The sequence below is a fragment of the Cytobacillus solani genome (genome assembly GCF_001420595.1).
Taxonomy (GTDB): Bacteria; Bacillota; Bacilli; order Bacillales; family Cytobacillaceae; genus Cytobacillus; species Cytobacillus solani.
In genome coordinates this window covers 3,559,583-3,575,994 of sequence record NZ_LJIX01000006.1, presented here as the reverse complement: position 1 = coordinate 3,575,994, position 16,412 = coordinate 3,559,583, and the positions used below count along the sequence as shown (strand labels likewise).

Here is a 16,412-nt window from a genome sequence, read left to right as displayed (position 1 = left end):
TCATCATGTACGTGCCCATATTTTGGGAAAAAGAACAAAATGGAAGAAATGACCTAATTCGGTCACAAAAGAAGAATTTATGTGTCCATAAATACAAATACAAAGCAAACACGGTCACATAAAATATTCTCGCCTCTCAATAATCAGCTAATAAATAGTTTGAAAAGTCGAATCCTCGTCAAAACTTTTGACGAGGTGTTTTTATGTGGAAAAAACGAGCAATTATGTGGTTATGTATATGTTTAGCTGGATTAATGATTTTGCTTGCTAGGCTGACACAGCTTCAATTAGTGGAGACAGAACATTTTACAAAAAGGGGGATCAATCTATTGGAGGCAAGTGTGAGTCAGCGCTCTCAGGAGATGATCCTTGATACAGGCAGAGGAAATTTTCTTTACAGAGATGGAACACCTATTACTCACCAAAGCAAACCAGTACTTATCCTTTTCCCTTTTTTGAAAAAAATGGACTGGGACAGTAAGCGTATATCTGAAATCATTGGTGCATCAGAATATGCACTTGAGCATGCAGTGGAAAAGGCAAAGAAGCCGTTTGCATATGGCGAGCCTAATCCAATTGAATTGACTGAACCCCAAATGGAGAAAATCAATGCTCTGCAAATCCCTGGTGTGTTTGCCGTTGAAAAAAAATATCATTTAACACAAAACCCAGCTGAGCATTTAATTGGCATTACAGGAGAAAATGAAACATTGCTTCGTAATCGTTACCCGGATAAAGAACTTTCCTCCAAAACGATGGTAGGACTTACTGGAATGGAGAAAAGCTTTGATGAATTTCTATTGCCGGATGGAAAATCAAAGCTCGTCTATCATGTTGATGCAACAGGAGGGCCTTTATTTGGGATAAATGTGAAATATGTTGAACCAGCTAACCCATTTTATCCTGTAAATATAAAAACGACATTAGATCCTGATTTACAGGCGTTGGTTGAGCAATTGGTCGATCAGCATGAAATTGATCGGGGCGGTGCAGTGCTTCTTGATATAGAAACGAACACTGTATTAGCGATGGTATCCCGTCCGGCAATCAACCAAAATGATCCCTTTAATAAAGAGAATGGGGGTACGGAAAACCTCATGCTAAAGGAGCAAATTATCGGATCTGTTTTTAAAACGGTAGTAACAGCAGCGGCAATTGATCACGAGCTTACAAATCCATCCCGTCGATTTGATTGCAGCAAGACTATTACAGGAGATCCAGACCCTTTATTTCAATATGGAATGCTTGATTTTCCTGCAAGCTTTGCTAGAAGCTGCAATAATACGTTTGCTACGATAGCGAAAGAATTAAAGGAAATAGATCCTAATATTCTTGAAAATTATGCTGGAAAGTTATCATTAACTGGATCTGTTGGTTGGATGGGAGATATTTATCATTTTGAAGATTTCAAACAGCTGCAAGAAGATAAAGGAAGAATCTTCTTATCTGAGGAGGCGAAGAAGGATAATAATTTTGTTGCGCTTACAGGTATTGGTCAGCATGAGGTTCGTGCAACGCCGTTAGCCGTTGCTAATATGATGGCAACGATTGCAAGGGGCGGAAATAAAGAAATGGTTCGTGTGGCATCAAAAATTGAATATAAGAACAGTACCTCATTGCTTGATTTTAAAGAGAAAGAGCTTGAAGGTGAGACCATATCTCCTTATACTGCTATGAAGCTTCAGAAACTTCTCCGTGAAGTAGTAGTCAATAAGAATGGAACTGGAAGGAGTTTACAAGACCTTCCATATGAAGTAGCAGGAAAATCTGGTACAGGGGAAACGGGGAGAATGAGCGGGGGGAAGCCGCTTTATAATAAATGGTTTGCGGGTTATTTTCCATTTGATAAACCGAAATATGCACTTGTTACTGTAAGGCTAGGAGCAACAGGGAACGCAAGCAGTACCAATCCCCTATTCGCTGATATTGTAAAAGAAATCTATAACAATGATCATGAACAAAATTAAATCATTAGCCTCTTTTCTCTTTGTAAGGATCATGTTAAAGTGAAACTTTCCTTGCCGATTTTCCGTCTGGTATGGAGAGGATTAATCAGAGGTTATAAACAGAGATATTTTTCAATGTTTAGTCAGTCATGTTAAAATATTGAAAGAATATATTACAAAGTAGATTGAAAAAAATGGGAAGGAGAATCTTTCTTATGAACCGCAATTACGATTCATCAAGTCGGGAATCACGATCCGAATTGAGGGGAAAACGCAGAAAAACCAATTTAGTTTTAAATATGCTCATCGGGCTTGTCATACTGCTAATTATTTTTGTTTCTGTAAAAATTTTTTTTGGAGGCAATGATGAAAATGCAGCGGAAAAAGAACAGAAGATAGAGTCAAAACAAGATGAGAAAGATATAGATACAGAAGAAAATAAGAATTCTGCTATTGATGAGAATAAAGATGAAAAGCAAACTGAGTCTGAAACAGAAAACACAGATGAAAGCGAAGAAAATTCTGCAGATACAGAAGCTGACGATGAGATAGATCCAATTCCGGCCAATGAAGAAGAGGAGGTTGTTACTGAAGGCGGTAGTAATGGAAATGTGAAAAAGACCATTGAAAATCCAAGCTGGAACCCAATTGGAACTACGCAGACTGGGGAACATTATGCTGTTTACGATAAAGAATCTGTAGACTGGGCAGAAATGCTTCAGGCAATATCTTATGCAACTGGTGTTGATCAAAGCAATATGAATGTTTGGTTCCTTGGAAACAACGGATTTAATAAATCAGTTGGAACAATTACAACGAAGGACCAAAAGCAAATATATCGCGTCTATATTGACTGGGTCGATGGTCAAGGATGGAAACCAACGAAAGTAGAAGAATTAAATAAAGTAGAAAAGAAGTAGAAAAGAAGTAGAAAAGAAGTAAGAAATGAAAAAAGATGAGGACAGCTATTTAGCTTTCCTCATCTTTTTGCCTTAAAATGCACAACAGCCGAATAATGCTTTCTCCCATTTTCATCCACGCTCATCTGATGTGAAACATGATGTACAGAGAGTAATATAGCTTTATTGTTTTCAATTTGCATTTGAATATTTTTCTCTAATGTTTTTAAATCATAAGCTTCATAAAATTCGATCTTATCCTCAATTAAATCTAGCTGAAAGTTCATCTCTCAAAATCCTCCTATATCTATTTCTGTTGATTATTTTAATACATTTTACGTATAAACCGCTATATAGTATTCCCTTTTGTGCAAGATTCACGTTTTTAATGGTAGAAAATTCTGATAAAATAAAAGTAACATTAATTTTCTTGGAGGAACAATGACCGCTATATATCGTCACTTATTGAATCTTTTTTTATTACTTATCCTCGCTGCTCTCCCTTTAGGTTTATTGAATATGGATGAAAAAGTATCAATCGATTTAGATGGAATGGTTACAGTCATTAAAGAATTTTTTAGGGGACTTTTTTCCGGAGAGGCTTGGTATTATTCTCAAGGCGGACGAGCTCGTTTGATTCTTAGTGACTTAGTTTCCTATTTTTTATCATCTTATTTATATTTAATCATCTCAGCAATCATCGTTATGATTATTTCAATCTCCTTAGGAATTTTCCTTTGGAAAAAAACAAATCGCTGGATAAATGCAAGCTTAGGATTCATAGGAATGGTTCCTGATTTTCTTTTGGTACTTATGTTGCAGATGGCTGTCGTTTATATAAATAAAAGTTTAGGAGTAAAGACTTTTAAAGTAGCCTCTTCTTCTATTGATGATCCGGCAATTTTTCTACCCATCCTTACATTAATCCTCATCCCCGCGATCTATTTAGTAAGAAGTTTATCTGAAGCAACATCGGAAATAACGACTGAGGACTACATCCTATTGGCAAAGTCAAAAGGACTCGGTAAAAAATATATTTATTTATACCATGTGACAACAAATGTTCTTCCTTTTTTGAAGGCTGATTTACATAAAGTTATAAGTATTATGATTGGCAATCTCTTCATTGTGGAGTACTTATATAATACTCGTGGACTAACATCGTTCATATTTGTTCATTCAAGTAAATTTGGGTATCAATATAATCTTGTGATCATTTGCCTTCTATCCTTATTTGTCCTTTATATGTTCTGTTATTATTCACTAAGATTATTATTGGCGGCTGCTGAAAGGTGGTTAGCCAAATGAGACGAAAACCCAATATATTACTGATTATAGGAATCGTTCTCTTATCCTTTTTTGTCATTATTTCCATAATTGGACCATATGTAGCACCCTATGATTTAGAGTATTCCAAAAAAATAGGGTATATAGAGAATGATGATGGAAAACAGCAACTGAAAGGTTCCCCTTTTCCGCCTTCCAAAGAACATGTATTTGGGACTGACAAATGGGGGTATGATATTCTTACTCTATTGCTTTATGGGGCAAAATACACTGTTTTTACAGTGCTGATTGTAGCTGTTATCAGACTGATTATAGGAACAGCTTTCGGTATCTTAAATGGGGTAATATCCCTGGCCGATCAGAGAAGAAATAAACAAGTATCGCTATTTAGCGGCATTCCGATTTTTATAATTATTTATTTTATTATGGTCGGAATAAATGTCGAGCCGACTCTTCCACCAACTATTTTAGTTTTCATTCAGGGTTTTTTAATGACGATATTAGGGATACCTGGGGTTTACAACGTCATTTTTAATTTAACGATTGAAATAAAGAAAAATGCCTATGTAGAAGCTGCGAAGACACTTGGAGGAAGTAATCGCCACATTTCCAGTAAACATATATATCCTGCTTTGAAAGGCAATCTGCTTGCTTTGTTTGTAAATGAATGCATACAAGTATTACATATCATCGGACAGCTAGGAATCTTTAATCTTTTTCTAGGAGGAACAGAAAAACAGTATTTTCCCACAATCTATCTTTCAATAACAAATGAATGGTCAGGGCTAATCGGTCAGTCCCGATCCTTTTTATACCACTCCCAATGGATCATCCTATATCCATTAATCGCTTATATGCTCTTGCTATTTTCATTTTATCTTCTTTCATCTGGTTTAAATGCCTCATTGAAAAATAAAGCTAGAAGGACTAGTCACCTATAATTATTAAGATTATAACACCCAAAATTTTAAAAAATGGGTGTTTTTTTATTGAAAACTGACTAGCTTCCATTGTTGAATGTTTTACACACTTATGCTAAATTAAGAACATGTTTTTGTTTAATTCATACTATACTCATAGGAATTATAAGTGTATAATATAGAGGAGTGAGTGAGATGGGGAAGGAGTTTATCGAGCTATTTGAAAAGTGGGCTGACACCTACGATGAAAGTGTAACTGGACACGATATAGAATATAAGGAAGTGTTTAAACATTATGATCAATTATTGCAGAAAGTTGCCAATCGCTCTTTTGGACACGTCCTTGAATTTGGACCTGGTACGGGAAATTTAACAGCAAAGATGATTGAAAAAGGGTTGAAGGTAACGGGAGTGGAGCCATCTCCTTCGATGAGAAAAATAGCTAAGGAAAAGCTGGCAAATAAGACTGAGATTGTAGATGGCGATTTTCTAAGCTTTCCTGTTGATCAACCAATCGATACATTTGTAAGTTCTTATGCTTTTCACCATTTAACCGATGAGGAAAAAGAAACTGCTATTGCCAAGTATGGAAACCTACTTGCTTCTGGTGGTAAAATAGTCTTTGCGGATACAATGTATGAGTCTGCTAAAAGCTATAAGAGAGCAATAGAAAAAGCAATGGAAAACGGCTTTCATAATCTTGCAGAAGATTTGCAGCGAGAATACTATACGACAATCCCACTCTTAAAAGGATTGTTAGAACAGAATGGTTTTACACCAAGATTCAAGCAGTGCAATGATTTCGTGTGGATTATGGAAGGAGTGAAAAAATAAGAAAGAGGTTTTGATAATGAAAATAGCAATCATCGGAGCAATGGAAGAAGAAGTAACACTTTTGAGAGAAAAAATTGAAGATAAAACACAAGAAGTGGTCGCGGGCTGCGAGTATACAAGCGGCAAAATGGATGGAGTAAACGTTGTGCTTTTGCGCTCAGGAATTGGCAAAGTAAATGCAGCATTATCAACTGCTATTCTTCTTGAAAGGTACAAACCCGATTACGTCATTAATACAGGGTCTGCTGGAGGCTTTAATCCACAGTTAAATGTAGGGGATGTTGTTATTTCTACTGAAGTAAGACATCACGATGTCGATGTAACAGTATTTGGTTATGAATATGGTCAGGTTCCGCAGCTGCCGCCAGCCTTTGAAGCAAACAGCCGATTAATCCAGGTTGCGGAGGAATGTGCGAAAGAAATTAAAGATATTCAAGTTGTGCGCGGTTTGATTGCTACAGGGGATTCATTTATGAATGATCCTGCTCGAGTAGAGTTCATTCGTGACAAATTTACAGATCTTCAAGCTGTTGAAATGGAAGCTGCGGCAATTGCACAAGTGTCCTATCAGTTTGGAACACCATTTGTCGTTATCCGCTCACTTTCAGATATTGCAGGAAAGGAATCAGATGTCTCATTTGATCAATTCCTTGAAAAGGCTGCATTACATTCAGCTGATTTGGTCATGAAGATCGTAGCAGCGATGAAACAATAACTCCGAACGAAGGAGGGATATGTTTGAACATCGTTAAAAATGTTCATCAATTAATTGGGAATACACCCATTCTGGAGTTAAATCAATTTGCTCTTCCAGCAGGTGTTCGCTTATTTGCTAAGCTTGAGTTTTTAAACCCAGGAGGAAGTGTGAAAGACCGTCTTGGGCAGGAGCTTTTAAAGGATGCAATGGAGAGCGGGAAGCTGAAGGAAGGCGGAACTGTCATTGAACCGACAGCAGGAAATACAGGTATAGGTTTAGCACTTGCTGCTTTAAATAAAGGGATTAAAGTGATTGTGTGTATGCCAGAAAAATTTAGTTTGGAAAAACAAGTCATTATGAAGGCGCTAGGAGCTGAAATTGTCCATACACCTACAAGTGAAGGGATGGCAGGCGCAATTGCAAAGGCGCAGGAGCTGCTTGATGAAATTCCGAATTCCTTTTGTCCGCAGCAATTTGCGAATCCTGCGAATCCACATACTTACTATAAAACGCTAGGTCCTGAACTTTGGGAACAGATGGATGGACATATTGATATTTTTGTTGCTGGAGCGGGATCTGGTGGCACCTTTATGGGCACTTCCCGCTTTTTAAAAGAAAAGAATCCTAAGATAAAAACTGTGATTGTGGAGCCAGAAGGATCAATCCTTAATGGCGGTGAATCTGGTCCGCATAAAACAGAAGGGATTGGAATGGAGTTCCTGCCTGAATTTATCGAACCTTCTTATTTCAATGCAATCCATACGGTCCTTGATCAGAACGCTTTTCGCTTAGTTCAGGAATTAGCATTAAAGGAAGGATTATTGGTTGGAAGCTCTTCTGGTGCAGCTCTTTATGCTGCAATAGAAGAAGCGAAGAAGGCAAAGGAAGGAACAAATATTGTTACAATTTTTCCTGATGGCAGTGACCGATATATTAGCAAAAAAATTTATGAAGGCGGTATATAAATGAGAAGAAAAACAAAACTCATTCATGGCGGAATTTCAGGAGATCCAAACACAGGTGCGGTATCAGTGCCTATTTACCAAGTGAGCACATACAAACAAGAAAGTGTAGGGAAGCATAGTGGATTTGAATACTCACGGACGGGCAACCCGACACGACATGCGCTGGAAGAATTAATTAAAGATTTAGAAGGCGGAAAAGCAGGATTTGCCTTTGGTTCAGGGATGGCAGCTATTACTGCGGTTATGATGCTGTTTAATAGCGGAGATCATGTAATCATGACAGATGATGTATATGGTGGTTCATATCGCGTGATGACAAAGGTGTTGAACCGTTTTGGCATCGAGTCAACCTTTGTTGATACGAGTAAGCTTGAAAATATTAAGGCTGAGATCAGACCAAATACGAAAGCTCTTTACTTAGAATCGCCGACTAACCCGCTATTAAAAATTACGGATATTGCTGAGGCGGCAAAAGTAGCAAAGGAACATCAATTGCTGACAATTGTTGATAATACATTCTCGACACCTTACTGGCAAACACCGATTGAGCTGGGGGCAGACATTGTCCTCCATAGTGCAACGAAATATATTGGCGGACATAGTGATGTTGTTGCTGGATTAGTAGTTGTGAATAGTGATGAACTAGCTACAGATATGCATTTTGTACAAAACTCAACAGGCGGTGTGCTTGGTCCTCAGGATTCATGGCTCTTAATGAGAGGAATTAAAACATTGGGTATTCGTATGGAAGAAACAGAGAGCAATACGAGAGCGATCGTTGAGTTTCTGGAAAGCCATCCTTCTGTAACGAAGGTTTATTATCCTGGTCTTGAAACACACCCAAATCATGACATAGCCAAAAAACAAGCCAGAGGCTTTGGCGGAATGATTTCCTTTGATGTAGGCAGTGAAAAAAATGCAGATATTCTTCTGGAGAAAATAAAGTATTTTACATTAGCAGAAAGTCTCGGAGCTGTAGAAAGCTTAATTTCTGTTCCAGCTCGAATGACACATGCTTCCATTCCGCAGGAGCGTCGTGCGGAGCTTGGAATAACAGATGGATTAGTTCGTATTTCCGTTGGGCTTGAAGATGTAGAAGATTTAATGGAAGACTTACAACAGGCATTGGAAAATTAATACTATTTTTAAACGCCCTTATGAGGGCGTTTTTTGTCGAGCGATATAAATGGGAAAATTAAAAATTTAGGCAAATAAGTGTTTACAAACAGATCGGATGTGGCTATAATTACCAATGTAAGTGAAAAAATTTCTGAAAAAGGAGGTCGAATGAAATGATGATGAACTTATTAGCAATTGAAAAATTAAATGCAGTTTTATATTTTACGAATTCGACCTACAGGGAATGGATCGCTTAATTTATTTTATTTTGCCCATCCATGCCGCAGGGAGAATCGTGTTCCTGCGGCTTTTTTGTGCCCAAAATTAAGACGCCGCAGGAGCTATGTCTCTTTGCGGTTTTTTTGTCCCTAAAAGGACTATTTAAAGGAGGTGAAACCCATCATGACATTAAACATATTGTTTTTTACAATTACCATTAAGAAACGCAATGTTTCAGTTGAAGAAGTACTTCATAATCAAATGGTTAAAAAAATTCACGAAGAAAACCGTAATCGCCAATTCTCAATGTATCGTCACTTTTAATTTACCTAAAAATAAACAATGAAAGGTGGTAGTTTAAGATGAATCTTTTAATGCAATGCCGTCAAGCAATCTTATGGGTGGAGAAAGATTCCACCTAGCTTATGTTAGAGGAGGAGATCTGATGTCGCTTCATGTACTGCTGCTGACTCTTGAATTCAGAAAAAAGAAGCGTAAAGCCTAGACTCATTTATATTTTCCTTCCTTAACAGAATGTTCATATTTGTTTTAAATATACTCGTTGTGTTTATGGTAAATTTAAAATGAATAAGGGAGTTTAAAGGGAGGCTATATCATGTTCACAATTGTGATGGGGCTAGTACTTTGCACAACTATAGGATTAATTATTTACTCAGAAGTGAGTGTTGTTGAATAAACGAGAAAAAGGGATTAACCGAATGGTTAATCCCTTTTTTAATAGATAAATAAATGGTGCTTTTTGGAAATGTTATCAGGTTCGGACAAGATTTCACTTGAAAAAGCCAAAGCAGTCCGAAAGGGGCTCAAGTTCGGACAAGATTTCACTTGAAAAAGCCAAAGCAGTCCGAAAGGGGCTCAAGTTCGGACAAGAATTCACTCGAATAAGTCAAAACAGTCCGTAGTAGGCTCAAGTTCGGACAAGATTTCACTCGAATCAGCTAAAGCAGTCCGAAGTAGCCTCAGGTTCGGACAAGATTTCACTCGAACAAGTCAAGGTAGTCCGCAGAACCCTCAAATTCATACAAAGATTAAATGGAGGGACTAATCCCTATTTTTCGGACTCATCCACAAAAATGCAATAAGTATAATAGTAGCGATTAATAAGAGAATTGTTTTTAATGAAAAGCCTTCAAAAATAATTTCTGCAAGACTTGCTACTACAACGATAAAAAAAACGAGTACTAAAACTACACGATTAATCAAGTTTTTCCCACCTCAAAATATACTCCTTATATCTTAGCGAAAGGGAGTAAGTATTGTCCATTAAAATAGTGTTTGGAAATAATTCCCCTATAAAATATATAGGTGGACAGACAAAAACAACTCCTTTGCTACATAGGAATTATGTATAGGCAAAAGGCCGAAAAAGCGGGGGTGGAAAAATGTCTGGGATTTTAACTGCACTTGGTTATTTAGTTAAGGAGATTGTCTTTCTTGTTTCTTATGTAAAGAACAATGCATTTCCTCAACCGTTATCTGCTGCTGATGAAAAAAGGTATTTGCAGCTAATGGCTGCTGGCGATTCACATGCACGCAACATGCTGATTGAACACAATTTGCGATTAGTTGCTCATATTGTCAAAAAATTTGAAAATACGGGTGAGGATGCGGAAGATCTCATCTCCATCGGCACAATAGGGTTAATAAAGGCGATAGAGAGTTATTCAGAAGGAAAGGGTACAAAGCTTGCGACTTATGCAGCTCGTTGTATTGAAAACGAGATTCTCATGCATTTGAGAGCGTTGAAAAAGACGAAGAAAGATGTCTCACTTCATGACCCGATAGGTCAAGATAAAGAAGGGAATGAAATATCACTAATTGATGTTCTCAAATCGGATTCAGAGGATGTCATTAATACGATCCAATTAAATATGGAGCTAGAAAAAGTAAAGGAATACATCACTGTGCTTGATGACAGGGAAAAGGAAGTTATAGTTGGGCGTTTTGGACTTGATTTAAAAAAGGAAAAAACACAAAGAGAAATCGCCAAAGAGCTGGGTATATCCAGAAGCTATGTGTCGCGAATTGAAAAGCGGGCATTGATGAAGATGTTTCACGAGTTTTACCGGGCGGAGAAGGAGAAGAGGAAGAATAGTTAGTATCATCATTGAAAATGATTAAAAGTTGACACTGAAAATCATTATCAATTACTATAGATGTATCACTAGTAATTGGAGATGATTTCATGTTTGTCCAAATGAAAAAAATTGTTGTAACTGAAGGAAATGCAGAGCAAGTGGTTAACCGCTTTAGCGGTCAAGGAATTATTGAAAAACAAGAAGGCTTTATTGATTCAACGGTAATGGTGAAGAAGAGCCGTCGTGGGGATGAAGAGGTTATTGTGATGATCCGCTGGGAGTCTGAGGAGTTTTGGAAGAAGTGGGAGAAGAGTGAAGAGCATATCGCTGGCCACAAGGCTAATTTAGGTAAGCCAAAGCCAGAATATATTGTTAGTTCTGAAGGCGGATTATATGAAGTAAAAGCGGTGAAAAATGCAGTTCAGCAGCAAATATAAAAAAAATCTCAGGCTAAATTTACTTGCCTGAGATTTTTTTCTATTCTATTTTCCCATTCTTTAATACTAAGTCCCAATTTTTCCCGTCATCATTCGACTCATACACATCGTTTAAATACGTTGCAAAGGCAATTGTGGCGTTATTCTTGTGATTCACAGCAATAAATGTAACGGGGTTATCATAATTTAAGAATGGAATTTCTAGCTGAACAGCTTTTTTCGTATGTATATCCATTCGATAAAAAAGTACTTTGTTTTCCTCGACCGCTGAATAGTAGAGGTTTTCTTCCGAAAATGCTAGAGCTGTCGTCATGACCGGAGCGGTTGCCCTTTCCATATTTGCCCCTTTATCTTTGGACAAAAAAATGCCGCTTCTAGTAGACATTGCCATCTTGTTGCTATTCGTAGGATGTGCTGCAATCATACCTAACGTATCCGCTTCAAACCCTTTTAATGCAACTGGGCTCCATGATTTTCCTTCATCATCTGAAAGATAGACCCCTGGCTCTAGCATCGAATTTTCCTCTTGATTGATCATATATATCGTATTTGTCCCGTAGCCTTTTGATAAAAACTGAAAATTGCTTTCACCGTAAAAAGCGAGTTTCTTTAGCGTAGCCCCTTTGTCCGTACTTTTTACTAACCCAAGCGGTGATTTTAAATCGGAGCTTTCTTCTGGAATGCCGCTCGCATAGAAGCCATCTTCACTTGCCTGAAAACCCATGTATTCATGTTTTTGGGTGGATCCCTCAAGCCAGCCCTTATCAGTGAAAACCTTTATTCCTTGATGTGAAGCAATATATAACCCCTCATCATTTCCTGGATACCCTAACCCATTAATGCGTTCAAGACGTTGGGGAGATGCCTTTTTGATTTCAAATTTGCTCACCTGAACAGGTTCACTTTTTTTGCTGGGCTGTTCTTTTTCCGTTTGCTCTCCGTTTGAACAGCCAGCCATGAATAGGGAAAATCCAATCATACATGGCAGAAATAACTTTTTTAATCCATTCATTCTTTTCACTCCAACTGCTAATTAGTCATATTTGTCTTCCCCAATAGTAACGGAAAATAGGAGACAGAAGCAAAGGATTCATCCTAAAAAAGGATGGAAAATACACATAAGCCTATACAAGTTCCCAATGACACACATCATTTATTAATACAAGAAGGGAGGCAGAAGTTTATGCCATATGGATATCCATACACATACAGTTGTCCGCCACCCCCCTGTCCAGCTCGCTATTACGGTGGAGGCGGTTTCTGGTTAGCCCTCGCAGTAGTGCTCTTAATTTTACTCCTCGTCTTTGGTGGCTGGTTTTATTACTGAGGGAATTGCTAGTGAAAGCTTATGCTCTTCTTGCATAAGCTTTTTGTTTGTTCAAGAATCAGAGGACTTTTCTCCCTCTCCTACGATAAGTCAAGCACGTATGCGCTTTCGCTCTTCGTGTTCCCTTTATCTAGTCGGGAAAGGTCCAGTCCATACGGAGCTGAGAAATGCGGCTTGCACTTCTAGTTGTTATTGATAGAAATTTCCGAAAAGTTACCTTATAATATAGCTGTAATTAGATATAGAAGGAAAGAGGAGGAAGATGCATGACAGCAACTACATATTCACCAGTATGGGATTTGGATGTTTTTTTTAAAGGTGGAAGTTCTTCCGAAGCATTTCTTGCACATTTAAGAGAAACAAAAGAAAAAATAAATGATTTCGAAACAAGCGTACATAACTGGGAACAAACGAATTCCATTTCTGATCAGACAGAAATCGAAAGCTTAATGGGAAAATTTCAATCTGTTACAAAAAAGCTGCGTGAAGCAGGGGCATTTGTTAGTTGTTTACAGGCTCAGGATACAGACGACAAGAAAGCGGCTGAACATCGTGCAGCCATTACACAATTAAGCGCATCCTTCCTGTCAGTTCTTACACTTTTTGATGAAAAGCTTACAAGCTATGATTCTGATGTGTGGGCTGAATTAGTAGAAACATCGGGTCTAAAAGAATTGGCTTTTGTTCTTACCGAACGTCGAAAGACAGCTTCTGAAAAACTATCTAAAGAGGAAGAAAGCCTAATCAATGCACTTGGGGTTGATGGGTATCATAGCTGGAGCCAGCTTTATGATTTAGTTGTTGGCAATATAAAAATTCCTTTTATAGAGAATGGAGAAGAAAAGAGTTTATCTGTCGGTCAAGCTGCCAATACATTTTCAAACCCTGATAGAAGCGTTCGAAAAGAGATGTTTGCTAAGTGGGAAGAGGCATGGAAGGGTCAATCAGATTACTTATCAAAGGCGCTCAACCACTTAGCTGGCTTTAGACTGAATGTCTATAAACAGCGCGGCTGGGAGGATGTATTAAAAGAGCCGCTTAATATTAATCGGATGTCAAAAGATACGCTAACTGCAATGTGGGATGTTATTTCGAAAAATAAACAACCGCTCGTAAAGTTTTTAAATAGAAAGGCAGAGCTTCTCGGACTTGAAAAGTTAAGCTGGTATGATTTAGATGCGCCAATTGATCATACAGAATCAAAGGTATCCTATCAAGAAGGAGCAGAATTTATTTTAGAGCAGTTTTCTCACTTCGGTGATGAAATGACATCATTTGCTAAAATGGCTTTTGAGGAAAAATGGATTGAAGCAGAAGATCGGCCAGGGAAATCACCTGGGGGCTTTCATACGTATTTCCCTGAGAGCAGTCAATCAAGGATTTTTATGACCTATTCTGGAACACCATCTAACATTTCGACATTAGCTCACGAGCTTGGTCATGGTTTCCATACGTATGCGATGAGGGATCTTCACCTCTTAAATCGCAATTATGCGATGAATGTTGCGGAAACTGCATCTACTTTGGCAGAAATGATTGTATCTGATGCTTCAGTGAAAAATGCGAAAATCGAGCAGGAGAAAATAACGCTTCTTGAAGATAAGGTACAACGTTCTGTTGCCCTGTTAATGAACATACACGCTCGATTCTTATTTGAAACCCGGTTTTATGAAGAGAGGAAAAACGGGACTGTTAGTACGGAAAAATTGAATCTATTGATGGAGGAAGCCCAGAAAGAAGCTTACGGAAATGCACTTGATGAATATCATCCATTATTCTGGGGCTCTAAAATGCATTTCTATATAACAGGTGTGCCATTTTATAACTTCCCATATACTTTCGGCTACCTTTTCTCGCTCGGTATTTATGCAAAAGCTTTGGAAGAAGGAAAAGGGTACGAAGAAAAGTATATTGCGCTGTTAAAGGATACAGCTTCAATGACTGTAGAGGATCTCGCGATGAAGCATTTACATGTTGATTTAACAAAGCCTGATTTCTGGGAAAAGGCAGTACAATTATGTATGGATGATGTAGAGGAGTTTTTACTGCTGACAGAAAAAAAATAAATAAAAGCCGTACCCAATAAATAAACTGGGTGCGGCTTTTATCATTTTATCGCAGATTAACGGGCTGTAAGACCCCCACTGATTGAAGTTTTACTTTATACTTTCCTTAACTTAAACGGACTGACCATTAAAAAAGAAAGAATAATCATCATAAATAAGAAAAATTGTGCTGGAAAGTAAGGAATTGCAAGATAACTTAGAGTAGCAAGACACCCTGCAGCAGTTATCGGAAGACCTGTAAAATACCCATTGTTCTCACTAATATTAAAGCGAGCAAGACGGAAAGCGCCGCAGCCAATGTAAAAAATAGTGAAAAATGCGCCAGGATCACCAAATTCAAATAAAATTCCTTGATATATTAATAGTGCAGGGGCAACACCAAATGATATAATATCACTCATGGAATCTAATTGCTTGCCCAGCTCCGATTCAATATTAAGCTTGCGTGCTATCATGCCATCAAACCGATCAGCTAAAGCAGCAATAAAAATAAGCAGCAAGCTTAATTCAAGATTCCCTTTTAAGGTGAAAATAATCGCAAAGCCGCCAAGTGATAAGTTTGCTAAAGTTAATACATTTGCTGTCTGTGCTTTTAATTTCTTAATCGTTTGATCAAGTACATCGGATAAAAACATTCACGGAACACCTCATTTGTTTAAAAGAACACATACTATAAATAAGTTCATTAAAGGGTATTTATTTGTTGATATAATTAATAGTATTTAATTTTATAGCTTTTATGACTATACGTAAAGAGTAAATTTACACTTAAATGGAGGCGGGATTTTTGATTCAATCCTTTTATCGACTGATGATTGAACTGACAAATGGAAAATGGACTTCAAGCATTTTAAAAAGATTTGCCCTGTCAAAGGCAAGCCGGTTTTTCATTCCTTCTTTTACTAAATTGTATCAAATCAATGAAAGTGAAATGGAAAAAAACCTGAAAGACTATCATACTTTACATGACTTTTTTACCCGCAAGCTTAAAGCTGGGGCAAGAACGCCAGATCAGAACCCACAATCGGTTAGCAGTCCAGTGGATGCTGTGATAGAAGACGTGGGCATCATTGAGCCGAGTCACATCATCACTGTGAAAGGAAAGGATTATTCGATTAAAGAAATGTTAGGTGATGATCGGAAGGTCGAAAAGTATTCAGGTGGACATTATATGATCTTCTATCTTAGTCCGAGTCATTATCATCGAATTCATAGCCCGGTGTCAGGAAAAGTTGTTGATCAATGGACACTTGGCGGAAAATCCTATCCAGTTAATAAGTACGGATTAAAATACGGAAAAGATTCATTATCAAAAAATTATCGAAAAATTACAGAGGTAAAACAAGATGAGGGCGGATTTATATCGATTGTGAAAGTTGGGGCCATGTTTGTTAATTCGATTGAAGTCATTCACGAAGGGGATGAATTAGTGAAGGGAAATGAAATGGCCTACTTTTCCTTTGGTTCAACAGTAGTGCTTCTTTTTGAAAAAAATAGCTTCGAGCCGTTGCCTTCCATTCATGTACCTTTTGATGTGAACGTAGGAGACTGTATCGGATACATTTCGTCGGTTAGATCTACCTAAGAAAAGCGCAAG

Annotated in this window: 17 protein-coding genes; 13 read left to right on the top strand and 4 right to left on the bottom strand. The window is 37.7% G+C overall.

What is annotated here, in order from left to right; all coding sequences use genetic code 11:
• Window positions 1-203 precede the first annotated feature (203 nt).
• Both AN957_RS19835 and AN957_RS19830 read left to right on the top strand, forming a co-directional pair.
• Window positions 204-1,967: a peptidoglycan D,D-transpeptidase FtsI family protein gene (locus tag AN957_RS19835; protein ID WP_056685825.1), complete on the top strand. Its 1,764-nt coding sequence runs from the start codon at window positions 204-206 to the stop codon at window positions 1,965-1,967.
• A gap of 194 nt (window positions 1,968-2,161) precedes the next feature.
• Window positions 2,162-2,866: a YrrS family protein gene (locus tag AN957_RS19830; RefSeq protein ID WP_056685819.1), complete on the top strand. Its 705-nt coding sequence runs from the start codon at window positions 2,162-2,164 to the stop codon at window positions 2,864-2,866.
• A 59-nt stretch (window positions 2,867-2,925) separates the two neighbouring features.
• On the opposite strand, the gene AN957_RS19825 is transcribed toward AN957_RS19830, so the two are convergent.
• Entirely contained in the window at window positions 2,926-3,132 is a 207-nt protein-coding gene (locus AN957_RS19825; RefSeq protein ID WP_056685817.1) for a YrzA family protein, read from the bottom strand.
• 154 nt (window positions 3,133-3,286) lie between these two features.
• On the opposite strand from AN957_RS19825, the gene AN957_RS19820 reads away from it, so the two are divergent.
• The 7 genes from AN957_RS19820 (at window position 3,287) to AN957_RS27075 (ending at window position 9,210) form a co-directional block, all read left to right on the top strand.
• A complete protein-coding gene (locus AN957_RS19820; protein WP_053477101.1) occupies window positions 3,287-4,153 on the top strand; it encodes an ABC transporter permease subunit in 867 nt (288 codons plus the stop codon).
• Window positions 4,150-5,073, top strand: coding sequence for an ABC transporter permease (locus tag AN957_RS19815; RefSeq protein WP_056685812.1), 924 nt, complete (start codon window positions 4,150-4,152; stop codon window positions 5,071-5,073). Before AN957_RS19820 ends, AN957_RS19815 begins: the two co-directional genes overlap by 4 nt.
• Window positions 5,074-5,247: 174 nt before the next feature.
• On the top strand, window positions 5,248-5,886 hold the full coding sequence (locus AN957_RS19810) for a class I SAM-dependent DNA methyltransferase (protein ID WP_056685809.1): 639 nt from the start codon (window positions 5,248-5,250) through the stop codon (window positions 5,884-5,886).
• Between the two features lie 16 nt (window positions 5,887-5,902).
• Complete coding sequence (mtnN, locus tag AN957_RS19805) at window positions 5,903-6,601, top strand: 5'-methylthioadenosine/S-adenosylhomocysteine nucleosidase (RefSeq protein ID WP_056685806.1); 699 nt, start codon at window positions 5,903-5,905, stop codon at window positions 6,599-6,601.
• Between the two features lie 23 nt (window positions 6,602-6,624).
• Window positions 6,625-7,548: a PLP-dependent cysteine synthase family protein gene (locus AN957_RS19800; protein ID WP_056685803.1), complete on the top strand. Its 924-nt coding sequence runs from the start codon at window positions 6,625-6,627 to the stop codon at window positions 7,546-7,548.
• Window positions 7,549-8,685 (top strand): bifunctional cystathionine gamma-lyase/homocysteine desulfhydrase, encoded by a 1,137-nt coding sequence (locus AN957_RS19795; protein WP_053477096.1) that lies wholly within the window; start codon window positions 7,549-7,551, stop codon window positions 8,683-8,685.
• A gap of 384 nt (window positions 8,686-9,069) precedes the next feature.
• A complete protein-coding gene (locus AN957_RS27075; RefSeq protein WP_075209194.1) occupies window positions 9,070-9,210 on the top strand; it encodes a YrzI family small protein in 141 nt (46 codons plus the stop codon).
• 738 nt (window positions 9,211-9,948) lie between these two features.
• Here the strand turns inward: AN957_RS27075 and AN957_RS27845 are convergent.
• Window positions 9,949-10,110: a hypothetical protein gene (locus AN957_RS27845; protein ID WP_156319137.1), complete on the bottom strand. Its 162-nt coding sequence runs from the start codon at window positions 10,108-10,110 to the stop codon at window positions 9,949-9,951.
• Between the two features lie 179 nt (window positions 10,111-10,289).
• Here AN957_RS27845 and sigK point away from each other — a divergent pair, with 179 nt between their 5' ends.
• Together sigK and AN957_RS19785 are read left to right on the top strand one after the other, a co-directional pair.
• Window positions 10,290-11,006 (top strand): RNA polymerase sporulation sigma factor SigK, encoded by a 717-nt coding sequence (gene sigK, locus AN957_RS19790; RefSeq protein WP_053477095.1) that lies wholly within the window; start codon window positions 10,290-10,292, stop codon window positions 11,004-11,006.
• Between the two features lie 86 nt (window positions 11,007-11,092).
• Complete coding sequence (locus tag AN957_RS19785; RefSeq protein WP_053477094.1) at window positions 11,093-11,422, top strand: antibiotic biosynthesis monooxygenase family protein; 330 nt, start codon at window positions 11,093-11,095, stop codon at window positions 11,420-11,422.
• A 40-nt stretch (window positions 11,423-11,462) separates the two neighbouring features.
• Here the strand turns inward: AN957_RS19785 and AN957_RS19780 are convergent, their stop codons facing one another.
• Window positions 11,463-12,434 carry a F510_1955 family glycosylhydrolase gene (locus AN957_RS19780; RefSeq protein ID WP_245637800.1) on the bottom strand — a complete coding sequence of 324 codons (972 nt, stop codon included), beginning with the start codon at window positions 12,432-12,434 and terminating at the stop codon, window positions 11,463-11,465.
• A gap of 581 nt (window positions 12,435-13,015) precedes the next feature.
• On the opposite strand from AN957_RS19780, the gene AN957_RS19775 reads away from it, so the two are divergent.
• Window positions 13,016-14,815 carry a M3 family oligoendopeptidase gene (locus tag AN957_RS19775; RefSeq protein WP_056685800.1) on the top strand — a complete coding sequence of 600 codons (1,800 nt, stop codon included), beginning with the start codon at window positions 13,016-13,018 and terminating at the stop codon, window positions 14,813-14,815.
• 95 nt (window positions 14,816-14,910) lie between these two features.
• On the opposite strand, the gene pssA is transcribed toward AN957_RS19775, so the two are convergent.
• On the bottom strand, window positions 14,911-15,450 hold the full coding sequence (gene pssA / locus AN957_RS19770) for a CDP-diacylglycerol--serine O-phosphatidyltransferase (protein ID WP_053477092.1): 540 nt from the start codon (window positions 15,448-15,450) through the stop codon (window positions 14,911-14,913).
• A 152-nt stretch (window positions 15,451-15,602) separates the two neighbouring features.
• On the opposite strand from pssA, the gene AN957_RS19765 reads away from it, so the two are divergent.
• Window positions 15,603-16,400 (top strand): phosphatidylserine decarboxylase, encoded by a 798-nt coding sequence (locus AN957_RS19765; RefSeq protein WP_056685797.1) that lies wholly within the window; start codon window positions 15,603-15,605, stop codon window positions 16,398-16,400.
• Window positions 16,401-16,412 lie beyond the last annotated feature (12 nt).

Bases quoted from the DNA above. Each gene is read 5' to 3' on its own strand.
- AN957_RS19835 (WP_056685825.1), top strand. From the start codon at position 204: ATGTGGAAAAAACGAGCAATTATGTGGTTATGTATATGTTTAGCTGGA.
- AN957_RS19830 (WP_056685819.1), top strand. From the start codon at position 2,162: ATGAACCGCAATTACGATTCATCAAGTCGGGAATCACGATCCGAATTG.
- AN957_RS19825 (WP_056685817.1), bottom strand. From the start codon at position 3,132: ATGAACTTTCAGCTAGATTTAATTGAGGATAAGATCGAATTTTATGAA.
- AN957_RS19820 (WP_053477101.1), top strand. From the start codon at position 3,287: ATGACCGCTATATATCGTCACTTATTGAATCTTTTTTTATTACTTATC.
- AN957_RS19815 (WP_056685812.1), top strand. From the start codon at position 4,150: ATGAGACGAAAACCCAATATATTACTGATTATAGGAATCGTTCTCTTA.
- AN957_RS19810 (WP_056685809.1), top strand. From the start codon at position 5,248: ATGGGGAAGGAGTTTATCGAGCTATTTGAAAAGTGGGCTGACACCTAC.
- mtnN (WP_056685806.1), top strand. From the start codon at position 5,903: ATGAAAATAGCAATCATCGGAGCAATGGAAGAAGAAGTAACACTTTTG.
- AN957_RS19795 (WP_053477096.1), top strand. From the start codon at position 7,549: ATGAGAAGAAAAACAAAACTCATTCATGGCGGAATTTCAGGAGATCCA.
- AN957_RS27075 (WP_075209194.1), top strand. From the start codon at position 9,070: ATGACATTAAACATATTGTTTTTTACAATTACCATTAAGAAACGCAAT.
- sigK (WP_053477095.1), top strand. From the start codon at position 10,290: ATGTCTGGGATTTTAACTGCACTTGGTTATTTAGTTAAGGAGATTGTC.
- AN957_RS19785 (WP_053477094.1), top strand. From the start codon at position 11,093: ATGTTTGTCCAAATGAAAAAAATTGTTGTAACTGAAGGAAATGCAGAG.
- AN957_RS19780 (WP_245637800.1), bottom strand. From the start codon at position 12,434: ATGAATGGATTAAAAAAGTTATTTCTGCCATGTATGATTGGATTTTCC.
- AN957_RS19775 (WP_056685800.1), top strand. From the start codon at position 13,016: ATGACAGCAACTACATATTCACCAGTATGGGATTTGGATGTTTTTTTT.
- pssA (WP_053477092.1), bottom strand. From the start codon at position 15,450: ATGTTTTTATCCGATGTACTTGATCAAACGATTAAGAAATTAAAAGCA.